Raw genomic sequence first — 11,924 nt, 5'->3', positions numbered from 1 at the left:
GCGACGATGACACACTGGTATCCGCTCGCCGAGAGCGACGACGACTTCCTGCGCACGGCCGGACTCCGGTTCGCGCACACGATCGGTATCGACGCCCCACCGGAGGTGGTGTGGCGAGTGCTCGCCGCGGACGACGCCCTCACCTCCTGGGCACGCGGGATCACCGGCACCCACTGGACCTCGCCCCGGCCGTTCGGCGTCGGCACCACCAGGACGGTGACGGTCGGGCACGGCGTCGCCGCGCTGCGGGAACGGTTCTACCGGTGGGACGAGAACGAGCGGATGACGTTCACCGTGGACGCGGCGAACCGGGCGGGGCTGCGCCGGTTCGCCGAAGACCTGGTACTCACGGTCCACTCCGGCGGCACCCTGCTCACCTGGACGTTCGCCGTCGAGACCGCGTCCTGGTCCGCGCCCGCCGCGGCGCTGCTGCGACCGTTCGCGCATCGGACGACCGCGGCGTGGGCCCGAGGGGTGGCGCGGCGGGTGTCCGCCCGATCCGGTGGGGCATGCCGGTGAGCGCCACTCCCCGCCCGAAACCGCCTGCCAGTTCCCGCACGGAAGGTACAGACATGGTGATCAGTCCCGGCGCAGTTCTCGCGGGCATCGTCCGGGATCTCGGCATACCGTTGCCCGGCAAGGGAATCGACTACGACGTCGCGGGCCGGACCGTCCTGATCACCGGTGGCGGTGACGGAATCGGGTTCGCCCTGGCACGCGTCCTGCATTCCCGCGGCGCCACCGTGGCCCTGATCGACGTCGACGAGGCGGCGCTCGTCCGCGCGGCGGCGGGCCTCGGCGGGCAACGGGTGCTGACGGTGACCGCCGATGTCCGGGATCGCGGTGCGATGCGGTCGGCGGTGCGCGAGGTCCGTGCCCGCACCGGCCGGCTGGACGTGGTCGTCGCGAACGCCGGTGTGACACCACCTCCGGCCACCCTGCGGCAGATCGATCCGGCCGGGTTCGACCGGGTGCTCGGCGTCAACCTCACCGGCGTGTTCAACACCGTCCATCCGGCGATCGACGAGGTCGTCGCCCGCAGGGGACACATCGTCGTGGTGTCCTCGGCCGCCGCCTTCGCCCCAGGTCCCGGCGGTGCGGCCTACATGATCAGCAAGGCCGGGGTCGAGCAGCTCGGCCGCGCGCTGCGGCTGGAGATCGCCGGCGAGGGCGCGACGGCGGGCGTGGCCTACTTCGGCATGGTGGACACCCGGCTCGCCAGGGCGACGCTGGACGAGGACCCGATCGGCAGGCAACTTGATGCCCGGCTGCCCGCCCCGCTGCGCCGCCGCATCACCGCCGACGCCGCGGCCGCGGTACTCGCCGACGCGATCTCCCGGCGCGCCGCGCGCACCGTGGCCCCGGCGTCGTGGCAGGGCTGGGCGTTGCTGCGCGGCCTGGTGAACGTGTTCGCCGACGGCTACCTGGCGGCGGACGTCAGGATGCACCAGCTCGTCCGGGCGCTGGAGGCCGGGAACGAGGACCCGGCGGACGGCTCGCGGACGAACCCGGCACGAACGCCGCGGTGACCACACGGGGGCAAGGCAGTGGCGACGGCGACCGGCCGCTCACACCTCCGGCATCGCCCTGGCGAGGCGAACTCGTCCGCGCAGGCGGCGGCCGGGACCATTGGCACGCGGGCCCCGGCGTGAGTATCCGCTGCGCGCCTGGGCACGGCGCCGCTCGGCAGCCACGGCGCGAGCCGCGAGCCGGTACGACGGAGGATCGGCAGTGCTTCCCCACACGCCGGTCATCTCGTCGCCAGCCTGAGCAACGCCCACAACTGGCCCACCGCGTCGTCGTCGTGCCCGTCCAGGGTCACCGACCACCAGGGCTGGCGTCCCCACATCCACAAGTAGACTTTCTCCGCCGTGCCGGAGACGAAACCGTCCGCCATCTCCGCCTCCGCTGGGGAACATCGCCAGGCCGTGGTCTCCGCCGGTCCCGCCCGTGCGATCCAGTTGTGTCCGCCCGCGCGGACCCCCACCGAACCGGCGCGGGTACCGGTGAGCCCGAGCATCGGCAGTCTCTGCGCGAACCAGAGCGCGAGCGCCTCGTCGGCCCCGTCCGCCGCGATGTCCTCGTCGACCGGGCTTACCTGGTCCGGAGTCGCGGCCTGCTGCGCGTCGACCCGGTGCACGACCGTCTCGTGCACCATCCGGCGACACCAGAAACCGTACGTCCGGTCGGCGGGCCACCAGCTTCCGGCGCGTTCTCCCGGATCGTGCCGGGACAGTTCGGCGAACAGGGCGGCGTACCCGGTTTCCAGGTACTCCTCCAGGGTCTGCCCGCGGACCGGTTCGCGTTGCCATTCCGTCGGCTGCCGCCCGTCGGCGAGCCAGCCGAGCGCGACCCGGTACACGCTGCCGACGTGACGGAGGAGCTCACCCGTCGTCCACCCCGGGCAGGTCGTCACCGGGATGTCCGGTTGCACCGCGTGCGTGATCTCGCCGAGCAGTTCCCCTTCCATCCCAAGCACTTCCAGCAGCCGGCCGTGATCGACGAGTGCCTGCCCCCGCATCACCCGGCCCCGTGGATGACGCGCGTGACCAGAGTGAGGAAGTGCGCGGTCTGCCGGTGCAGCTCGTCCGCGGACTGAGCGCTGACCATCCGCGTGATGCCTGCCTGCGCGGCGGCCCGGGTGGCGGAGTTGGCGGTGTAGAACGCCGCCCACTCCCGCAGTTCCGGAGCAGCGGAGTCGAGCAGCACCCAGACACTGGCCGGCCGTGCCCGGCCACGGTGCGGCCTGCCACGGGCCGAGAGCACCGCAGCGGCGGCCCGCAGCGCGGACAGATACGAGCCGATGAACCGCTCCGCCGGGTCTGCCTCACCACCGGCCTCGGCAAGCCCTCGCCGGGCCTGCCGGAGCAGCGACTCCGCCGCCCGCGCGACCGGCGGACGGAACTGCATCGGCAGCACGGGCTGCGTACCGTGCTCCGCCGGATCGGTACCCCCGCTTTCCGGGATCGCGCCCGCCTCGGCGTTCTCCCGGACGGGTTCCGGTGCGGTTCGCCGGGCGGACGTACGTTGTGCCTGCCCGCGCGCCGGACCACGGCCCGGGACCGCGGCGCAGCCTCGCGCGGCGGTTCCTCCTGTGCCCTCTAGGGGCGCGACCGTGATGGACACGGCGACCTCCTCGGTGCACAGACGACTGTGCACATGGCTGTGCGGTCGCGACGGCTGACCTGCCGCCGCATCGGCGGGTGACCCGGATGGCACCCGGCGTGGAGACGCTTCCCCCGCCCCCGCACCGGATGCCGAACCGGCGAGTACTCACCGAACTTCGAACGTATGTTCGAACAATTCAAGAGTAACCCCGGTGCCCGCTTCGCTCAACCCCGGACGGGGTGTGACCAGGGATACGGCGTCGCACGCGCTCCTCGTCCGTGGTCTCATAACGGTCATGAGCTCGTTCGAACACCCAGCGATCGCCACGGTCGCGGCCGCACTCGCCGAAGCGGGACAACAGCGGGCGGCCGACCGGATCCGGATCCTGCCCGACGAGGCACGCACCGCCGCGCAGGCCGCACAGGCCCTCGGTGTCGAGGTCGGCGCCATCGCCAACAGCCTGATCTTCCGGGCGGTGGCCGCGGACGGTGCCGAGTTCCCCCTGCTGGCCCTCACCTCCGGAGCACATCGGGCCGACCTCGCGGCACTGACCTCGCTTTGTGGCGCGGCGAGCGTCGGCAAGGCCGATCCGGCGTTCGTCAAGCGGCACACCGGTCAGGTGATCGGCGGGGTCGCGCCGATCGGGCACGTCACCCGTCCGGTCACCCTCGTCGACACCGAGCTGCGGCGTCACGAGGAGGTGTGGGCGGCCGCCGGGCACGCGAAGTCGGTGTACCCGACGACGTTCGACGACCTTCTCGCCCTCACCGGCGGAACGGCGGCCGAGGTGGCCGGATCATGACCCCGCGTACCGGGACGGCATCATGACCGCCATGTCCTCGCGCTGCCACCGCTTCGAATCTCTGTCACCGGACGAGTTCCGGGAGCGGTTGCCGGAGGCGCTGCAGATCTACGTACGGGCGATGCACTACCCGCCGGGCACCGCCGAACAACGCGCACCGATGTGGCTGACCCACGTACTGCGTGAGGGGTGGCGCTGCATCGCCGCGCTGGCCGCCGACGGCACGCTGCTGGGCCTGGCCTACGGCTATCACGGGCGCGCCGGGCAGTGGTGGCACGAGCAGGTGCGGCGGGGGCTGGCCGAGCGGCAGGTCGCTCCCGAGACCGACTGGCTGGGCAACTACTTCGAACTCACCGAGATCCACGTCAGCCCGGACAGCCAGGGCTCCGGGATCGGCGAGGACATGCTCCGGCGACTGCTCGACGGTGTGCCCGACGCGCACGTCCTGCTGTCCACTCCGGAGGGCACCAGCCGGGCGTGGAAGCTGTACCGGCGGCTCGGTTTCGCCGACGTCCTGCGCGACTACCACTTCGCCGGCGACCCGCGGCCGTTCGCCATCCTGGGCCGTTCCCTGCCGCTGGACTGAACGCCCGACACGGGGTGCCAGAACGCGCGACACGGCATGCCAGAACGCGCGACACGGGGTGCCGGGGCGCACGACACGCCCGGCGGCCCGGCCGACCGCCGGGCACCGCCGGGGTGGGAACTAGCCGAGGCGGGCGAGTTCCTCGCGCAGGGTGTCCAGGCCCATGCCACCGAGACGCAGCGCTCTGGTGTGGAACTCCTTGAGGTCGAAGGAATCCCCCTGCCGCTCGCGGGCCTCCTCACGGGCACTGAGCCAGAGCCGCTCGCCGAGTTTGTACGAGGGCGCCTGGCCGGGCCAGCCGAGGTAGCGGTCGATCTCGTCGCGGACGTGGTCGGCGTCGGTGACCGTGCGGGTGAGCATGAACTCCAGGCCCAGCTCCGGTGTCCAGCGCTCCCCCTCGTGGAAACCCGTGCCCGCCGGGATCTCCAGCTCCAGGTGCATGCCGATGTCCACCACGACCCGCGCGGCACGGAAGAGCTGCTCCGACAGCATGCCGAGCAGGTTGCCGTCGTCGTCGAGGTACCCGAGATCCTGCATGAGACGTTCGGCGTAGAGGGCCCAGCCCTCCGCGTGTCCCGAGGTGAACGCCATCAGCCGCTGGAACCGGTTCAGCGAGCGCTCGTACACCGAAGTGGCGATCTGCAGGTGATGGCCGGGGACGCCCTCGTGGTAGACGACGCTGACCTCACGCCAGGTGGGGAACTCCTCCTTCTCCGGCAGCACCGACCACCACATGCGGCCGGGCCGGGTGAAATCCTCGTCCGGGCCGGTGTAGTACGCGCCGACGCCGCCACCCGGCGGGGCGATCCGGCACTCCAGTGCCATCAGCGCGTCGGGGATGTCGAAGTGCTCGTCCCGCAGGGCCGCCAGTGCCTCGTCGGACAGCCGCTGCATCCACTCGGCGAAACCCTGCTGGCCGCGCACCCGGTACTTCGGGTCGGCGTCGAGCACCGCGGCTGCCTCGGCGAGACCGCCACCGGGCGTGATCCGTGCCGCGACGGCGTGCATCTCCGCCTCAAGGCGGGAGAACTCCTGCCAGCCCCAGTCGTAGGCCTCGCGCAGGTCGAACGCCGCTCCGGTGAAGTAACGCGACCAGAGCCGGTACACGTCCTCGCCCACCGCGTCCTTGTTCGGCGCCCGCGGCGCGAGTTCGGCCCGCAGGAATCCGGCCAGTTCCGCGTAGGCCTCCTGCGCCCGGTCCGCGGCCCGGCCGAGCCGCTCCCGCAGATCGGCGGGTACCTCGGCGACCTCGTCCGCGGCCGCGACGAGCGCCCTGAAGTAGCCGGTCGTGCCATGCAACCCGGCCCAGGTCTCGGCCTGACCGGCCACCTTGCTCACCTGACGCAGAGCCGCCACCCTGCCCGCGTCGGCGGCGGCCAGCAGCGAACTCCGCACACCGTCCACACAGGACGGTACCCGTTCCATGCGGGTGGCGATCGTGGTCCAGTCGGCAGCCGTGGCCGTGGGCATCAGATCGAAGGTCATCCGGATCTCGTGCACCGGACTCGAGATGACGTTGAGCGCGGCCAGGTCCAGTCCGGCCTGATGGATCTCCAGATCGAGACCGACGCGCTCGGTGAACACCGCCTTCGCCGCGCGTTCGGAATCGTCGGCCGGCTCGGCGGCCGTCATCGCGTCGAGGGCGCGGCGGGAGATGCCCGCCCGTGCGGCGTGCCCTTCGGGCGAGTAGTCGGTGAGCTGGTCGTCGTAGCCCTTGATGCCCATCTCGGTGGCGACGATGGGATGTGCCGCGGCGATCTCGTCGACATAGCTGTCGCAGATCTCGTGCACGCCGGGTGTGGAAGCGTCGGAAGCCATGCCGGAACGCTACCGGCAGGCCCGCCGCGGGCACACCGGATTCACGCCCTGGCCGGAACCAGGCCGAGCCTGCTGACCACCTCGCGCGTCGCCTTCGACCGGTTGAAGGTGTAGAAGTGCAGGTCCGGCACCCCTTCGGCGAGCAGTCGCTCGCACAGAGCGGTCACCACGTCGAGTCCCTCGGCGCGGAACGCCGCGGGGTCTCCGGCCAGCGGCTCCAGCCGGTCCAGCAGAGCGGACGGGGCAGGCGCACCGGAGAGCTTCACGGTGGTGCGCAGCGTGCGCGGGGTGGTCAGCGGCATGACCCCGGGAATGAGCATCGCCTCGCAGCCCGCGGCGGCGACCCGGTCGCGCAGGCGGAGGAAGTCCTCGGCGTCGAAGAAGAGCTGGGCGATCCCGAAGTCGGCACCCGCCCGGAACTTGCGCACCAGGTGCCGGGTGTCGGTGTCCAGATCGGGCGACCTCGGGTGGCCGTAGGGAAAGGCGGACACGCCCACGCAGAAGTCACCCAGCGAACGGACGAGCTCCACCAGCTCCTCCGCGTAGTTCAGCCCGTCCGGGTGCGGCACCCACTCGCCGTAGACGTCGCCCGGCGGGTCGCCGCGCAGCGCGAGGATGTTGCGCACGCCGACGGAGGCGTACCAGCCGATGACGTTACGCAGCTCGGCGACGGAGTGGTCCACGGCCGTCAGGTGCGCCATCGGCACCAGCGTCGTCTCGGTGGCCGCTCTGGCGATGTTGCGGATCGTGCCGTCCCGGCTGGAGCCACCCGCGCCGTAGGTGATCGACATGTACGCCGGGTCGATCTGCTCCAGCTCCCGGATCGACCGCCACAGCACCGTTTCGTCCTCGGCATCGCGGGGCGGGAAGAACTCGACCGAGAACTTGGGCCCGTCTCCTCGCAGGCGCTCCACCACTGTCGTCATGGCGTTGATCCTAGTGGGTGACCCGGACCGTGGAATTCCTCTCCCGTTCCGTGAGAGCGGCCCTGCCTGGTACGCGAGTCAGCCGAGGCCCGCCATCAGGTCGGTCTCGGTGATCCCCGGGCCCTGCCCCGCACGGATGAACCACTCGGTGCCGAAGGCGAGCGCGAACCGGTCGTCCGGCAGCGCCAGGAAGAACGAGTCCTCGGCGATCTGGCTGGCGTGAGCGCGCATCGCGGTGCGCTTGTGCGCGAGGTAGGCCGACACGTCGACGACCGCGGTCAACTCCTCCTCGGGCTTGCCGAAATCGGACATCTCCGCCACCGAGGGCAGGTCCGCCCGCTCACCGGTCCGTTCGGCCTCCTCGGCCATCACCGTCAGGTGGCGGACGAACTCGTCCCGGTTCGAGGTGGACTGGTAGACGCGCGGCGTACCGGCGAGTTCCGCCGCGCGCATGCCGACCCGGTGCACCTGGATGTGGTCCGGGTGCCCGTATCCGCCGTTGTCGTCGTAGACGGTGAGTACCTCGGCGTTCTCCTCCCGCAGGATCGCGGCGAGCCGCTCGGCCGCCTCCTCCACCGGGGCGGTCCAGAAGGAACCGGGCTCGTCGTTGGTGGGCCTGCCCATCATCCCGGAATCCACGTAGCCCAGGAACTCCACCCGCGACGCACCGAGCACCTCGGCCGCGGCGTGCGTCTCCCGCACGCGGCGCTGCCACAGGCTCTCCCCCTCGGTGAGGAAGCCCTCGGCCACCTCGCCGTGCTCGCCGCGGGTGGCGACCACGAGCACCACCCGGTGCCCCTGCTCGTACGCCTTGCGCATGACACCCCCGCACGCGATGCACTCGTCGTCGGGATGGGCGTGGAAGGACACCAGGGTTGCCATGCGGCGAACCTACCGAACACCGGGGACGTGGCCGCGCGCTCGGCGCACCGGCTGCCGCGCGGGCCACATCCGGCGTACCCCGCGCTTCGCGTGCCCCGTGCCTGCGCGGACGATGGGGGCATGAGCCAGGCCGACCACGAAGCCGATCAGCACGCCCCGGACCACCACGGCGCCGAGGACTACGACGCGGACCTGCCGGCGCACGTGGAACGCGCGCTGGCCGGGTTCCTCCGGGAGGCGGGTGAGCCGATACTGGACGTCGAACCCACCTTCGGCCACGCCGTCGAGGCGCTGACCGGCTTCGTGCTCGGCGGCGGCAAGCGGTTGCGCCCCACGTTCGCCTGGTGGGGCTGGCGGGGCGCCGGCGGGGCGAGCCGCGGGACCGACGCCCGCGCCGTGGTGCGCGCCGTGGCGAGCCTCGAACTGATCCAGGCCTGCGCGCTCATCCACGACGACCTGATCGACTCCTCCGACTCGCGGCGGGGATCGCCGACGGTGCACGTCGCCTTCGCCAAGCGGCACGCCGACGCGGGGTGGCTCGGGCAGCCCGCCGCGTTCGGCCAGGCCGCGTCCGTGCTCATCGGCGATCTGGCGCTGGCCTGGGCCGAGGACATGTTCGCCGGGACCCCGCTGCCCGCCGCCACTCTCGACGCCGCCCGGCCCGCCTGGCGGGCGATGCGCACCGAGGTGCTCGCCGGGCAGTACCTCGACGTGCACACCCAGGCCACCGGGGACGCCTCCGCGGAGGCGGCGCTGCGGATCGACCGGCTGAAGACCGCCGCGTACACGGTGGCGCGCCCGTTGCACCTGGGGGCCGCGCTGGCGGGGGCGGGCCCGGAGCTGACCGGGGGCCTGCTCGCCTTCGGCGGGGATCTCGGCGTCGCCTTCCAGTTGCGCGACGATCTGCTCGGCGTGTTCGGCGACCCTTCGGTCACCGGCAAGCCCGCGGGTGACGACCTGCGCGAGGGCAAGCGGACGCTGCTGCTCGCCCTCGGTCTCGAACTGGCGGCCGGGCAGGGCAGTGAGGCCGAGCACGCCACCGTCGCGGCCGCCGTGGGCGACGCCGGGCTCACCGAGGACCGGGTCGAGCAGGTGCGCCGCGCACTGACCGCCGTCGGCGCGGTGGACGCCGTGGAGCGGCGCATCGAGGAGCTGACCACCTCCGCGCTCGCCGCGCTGCGCGCCGCGGACCCGGCGGCCCCCGCCGTCGACGAACTGGTCGCCCTTGCCGCCAGGGCGACCAGGAGGACGTACTGACCATGTCGCGCAACCCGTTGCGCCCCAAAGGATTCGCCAGGACCGCCGGACGGTCGGACCACGTCGTGGTGATCGGGGCCGGGCTGGCGGGCCTGTCCTCGGCACTGCACCTGCTGGGCTCCGGACGGCGGGTGACGATCCTCGAACGCGATCCGGCGCCGGGCGGCCGGGCAGGCCAGGAGGTCCTGGACGGGCACCGGGTGGACACCGGCGCGAGCGTGCTCACCATGCCGGAACTGCTGGACGAGGCGTTCGCGGCGGTGGATGAGACCACGGCGGGAAATCTGGACCTGGTGCGGCTCGACCCGGCCTATCGGGCCCGGTTCGCCGACGGCAGCACGATCGCCGTGCACACCGGCGCGGAGGCGATGGAGGAGGAGATCCGGCGGGTGGCGGGACCCGGTGAGGCGGACGGTTACCGGCGCCTGCGCCGCTGGCTCACCTCGCTGTACGCCGTGCAGAAGGACCACTTCATCGGCGCGAACTTCGACTCTCCGCTGGATCTGTTCCGGCCGGAACTGGTCAGGCTGGCAGCACTGGGCGGATTCGGCAGACTGGGCCCCAGGATCGCCCGCTACCTGCACGACGAGCGGGTGCGCAGGCTGTTCTCCTTCCAGTCGCTCTACGCGGGACTGGACCCGATGCGCGCGATCGGTGCCTACGGCGTCATCTCCTACATGGACACCGTCGGCGGCGTGTACTTCCCGATGGGCGGAATGGGCGCGGTGGCCAGGTCGATGGCCGAGGCCGCCGTACGCGCCGGGGCGGACCTGCGCCTTGGCACCGGCGCAGCCTGGCTGGAACGGGTGTCCTCGACGGTGCGGGCCGTGCGCACCGGTACCGGCGAGCGGATCGCGTGCGACGCGGTGGTGGTCGCCACCGAACTGGCGACGGCGTACCGGCTGCTCGGCACCCGGCCGCGCAGGCCCGCACGTCCGCGCTACTCCCCCTCGGCGGTGGTGCTGCACGCCTCCGCCGACCGGACCTGGGAGGAACTGGGCCACCACACGATCTTCTTCGGTGATGCCTGGACCCGGACCTTCGCCGAGATCATCCGCGAGGGCAGGCCGATGAGCGACCCCTCGCTGCTGGTGACCCGGCCGACGGCCACCGATCCGTCGCTCGGCGCGGACGGCAGGCACGTCGTCTCCGTCCTGGCGCCCGCACCGAACCTGCGTACCGGGGCGATCGACTGGCCCCGGGTCGGCCCCGCGTATGGCGAGGAACTACTGGCCACCCTCCAGGACCGGGGCCTGACCGGCTTCGCCGGGGCGGCGCGGGTGCACGAGCTGGTGACCCCGGCGGACTGGGCGGCACGGGGGATGTCCGCGGGCACACCGTTCTCGCTGGCGCACACCTTCGCGCAGACCGGCCCGTTCCGGCCGCGGAACCTGGTGCGCGGCGCGGGAAACGTCGTGCTGGCCGGCTGTGGCACCACACCGGGGGTCGGCATCCCGCCGGTGCTCATCTCCGGCAGGCTGGCAGCGGCGAGGATCACCGGGCACCTCCGGTGAACCGGCGCGAACTCGACGCCGCCGGGATCACCGGGACGGCGTTGCGGTCCGCCTACGCCGAGTGCCGCCGGATCAACGCCCAGCACGGCCGTACCTACTTCCTCGCCACCCGGCTGCTCCCCGCGCGCGCCCGTCCCGCCACGCACGCCCTGTACGGCTTCGCCCGCTCGTGCGACGACCTGGTCGACGATCCCGTGGCGACGGCCGACCCGGCGGCCGGGCTGCTGCGGATGGAGCGGGCACTGGACACCGTGTACGACGAGGGTGCGCCGGGCCCCGTGGCAGGGGACCCGGTGCTGGCGGCGCTCACCGACACCGTGCGCACCTACCGGCTCGACCGCGCGCTGTTCGACGCCTTCCTCGCGTCGATGCGGATGGACACCGTGGTCACCGAGTACCGGACGTTCGCCGAACTCGACACCTACGTGCACGGCTCGGCCCGGGTGATCGGCCTGCAGATGCTGCCCGTACTCGGCACCGTCGCCAGATCCGATCGGTCCACAGTGGATTTCGACGGCGCGGATCCCGGCGCGGCCGCGCGGCGCACGGCGGGCGCGGCCGGAGAGGCCTTCCAGCTCACCAACTTCCTGCGCGACATCGGCGAGGACCTCGACCGCGGGCGGCTCTACCTGCCGACCGCGGAGCTCGCCGTGCACGGCGTCGACCGTGAGCTGCTGCTCTGGTCCCGGCGCACCGGCAGGCCGGACCGCCGCATCCGGCAGGCCCTGGCCGCGCTGGTGGCCCGTACCCGCGCGATCTACCGGCGCGCGTGGCCGGGCGTGGCACTGCTGCGGCCGGAGTCGCGGGCGTGCGTGTCCACCGCGCTCACGCTCTACGAGGGGATCCTGGACGAGATCGCGGCGGCCGACTACGCGGTGCTGGGTCACCGGGTGGCCGTGCCGAACGGCCGCAGGCTCGCTGTGGCCGGGGCCGGGCTCATCCGCTCCGCCACCCGCCCGGCGGGAGGAAACCGTTGGCGTCCGGTCACTTCCGGCTCCCGAGCGCGTGCGGTCCGGCACAACTAGGGTGGT

Annotated in this window: 12 protein-coding genes; 7 read left to right on the top strand and 5 right to left on the bottom strand. The window is 72.6% G+C overall.

Going from position 1 to position 11,924, the window contains the following annotated elements:
- The first annotated feature begins 6 nt into the window (after positions 1-6).
- Together CFN78_RS04870 and CFN78_RS04865 are read left to right on the top strand one after the other, a co-directional pair.
- On the top strand, positions 7-519 hold the full coding sequence (locus tag CFN78_RS04870) for an SRPBCC family protein (RefSeq protein ID WP_094861351.1): 513 nt from the start codon (positions 7-9) through the stop codon (positions 517-519).
- Positions 520-572: 53 nt separating this feature from the next.
- Positions 573-1,529 carry an SDR family oxidoreductase gene (locus CFN78_RS04865; protein WP_094861350.1) on the top strand — a complete coding sequence of 319 codons (957 nt, stop codon included), beginning with the start codon at positions 573-575 and terminating at the stop codon, positions 1,527-1,529.
- Positions 1,530-1,750: 221 nt separating this feature from the next.
- On the opposite strand, the gene CFN78_RS04860 is transcribed toward CFN78_RS04865, so the two are convergent.
- Positions 1,751-2,521 (bottom strand): maleylpyruvate isomerase family mycothiol-dependent enzyme, encoded by a 771-nt coding sequence (locus tag CFN78_RS04860; RefSeq protein ID WP_094861349.1) that lies wholly within the window; start codon positions 2,519-2,521, stop codon positions 1,751-1,753.
- Positions 2,521-3,126: an SAV_6107 family HEPN domain-containing protein gene (locus tag CFN78_RS29700; RefSeq protein WP_240519266.1), complete on the bottom strand. Its 606-nt coding sequence runs from the start codon at positions 3,124-3,126 to the stop codon at positions 2,521-2,523. Before CFN78_RS29700 ends, CFN78_RS04860 begins: the two co-directional genes overlap by 1 nt.
- 277 nt (positions 3,127-3,403) lie before the next feature.
- On the opposite strand from CFN78_RS29700, the gene CFN78_RS04850 reads away from it, so the two are divergent.
- Both CFN78_RS04850 and CFN78_RS04845 read left to right on the top strand, forming a co-directional pair.
- Positions 3,404-3,910 carry a YbaK/EbsC family protein gene (locus CFN78_RS04850; protein ID WP_094861348.1) on the top strand — a complete coding sequence of 169 codons (507 nt, stop codon included), beginning with the start codon at positions 3,404-3,406 and terminating at the stop codon, positions 3,908-3,910.
- A 22-nt stretch (positions 3,911-3,932) separates the two neighbouring features.
- Complete coding sequence (locus CFN78_RS04845) at positions 3,933-4,496, top strand: GNAT family N-acetyltransferase (protein ID WP_094861347.1); 564 nt, start codon at positions 3,933-3,935, stop codon at positions 4,494-4,496.
- Between the two features lie 120 nt (positions 4,497-4,616).
- Here CFN78_RS04845 and CFN78_RS04840 read toward each other — a convergent pair whose 3' ends face one another.
- The 3 genes from CFN78_RS04840 to CFN78_RS04830 all read right to left on the bottom strand — a co-directional run bounded on the left by CFN78_RS04840 (position 4,617) and on the right by CFN78_RS04830 (position 8,122).
- Complete coding sequence (locus CFN78_RS04840; protein WP_094861346.1) at positions 4,617-6,314, bottom strand: DUF885 domain-containing protein; 1,698 nt, start codon at positions 6,312-6,314, stop codon at positions 4,617-4,619.
- 41 nt (positions 6,315-6,355) lie between these two features.
- Positions 6,356-7,240, bottom strand: a complete 885-nt coding sequence (locus CFN78_RS04835) for a methylenetetrahydrofolate reductase (protein WP_094861345.1) — start codon at positions 7,238-7,240, stop codon at positions 6,356-6,358.
- A 78-nt stretch (positions 7,241-7,318) separates the two neighbouring features.
- Positions 7,319-8,122: a PIG-L family deacetylase gene (locus CFN78_RS04830; RefSeq protein ID WP_094861344.1), complete on the bottom strand. Its 804-nt coding sequence runs from the start codon at positions 8,120-8,122 to the stop codon at positions 7,319-7,321.
- Positions 8,123-8,242: 120 nt separating this feature from the next.
- Between CFN78_RS04830 and CFN78_RS04825 the strand changes: the two genes are divergently transcribed.
- Genes CFN78_RS04825 through CFN78_RS04815 form a run of 3 tightly spaced genes read left to right on the top strand, consistent with a single transcriptional unit; the run spans position 8,243 to position 11,918 of the window.
- Positions 8,243-9,379: a polyprenyl synthetase family protein gene (locus CFN78_RS04825; RefSeq protein WP_094861343.1), complete on the top strand. Its 1,137-nt coding sequence runs from the start codon at positions 8,243-8,245 to the stop codon at positions 9,377-9,379.
- 2 nt (positions 9,380-9,381) lie between these two features.
- Positions 9,382-10,893 carry a phytoene desaturase family protein gene (gene crtI / locus CFN78_RS04820; protein WP_094861342.1) on the top strand — a complete coding sequence of 504 codons (1,512 nt, stop codon included), beginning with the start codon at positions 9,382-9,384 and terminating at the stop codon, positions 10,891-10,893.
- Positions 10,890-11,918 (top strand): phytoene/squalene synthase family protein, encoded by a 1,029-nt coding sequence (locus CFN78_RS04815; RefSeq protein ID WP_094861341.1) that lies wholly within the window; start codon positions 10,890-10,892, stop codon positions 11,916-11,918. The genes crtI and CFN78_RS04815 overlap by 4 nt, the downstream gene beginning before the upstream one ends.
- Positions 11,919-11,924: the final 6 nt, after the last annotated feature.

This window comes from Amycolatopsis antarctica (genome assembly GCF_002262875.1).
Lineage (GTDB): Bacteria > Actinomycetota > Actinomycetes > Mycobacteriales > Pseudonocardiaceae > Amycolatopsis > Amycolatopsis antarctica.
Note: the sequence above shows the minus strand (reverse complement) of the source record. Positions and strands in the feature narration are given on the sequence as shown.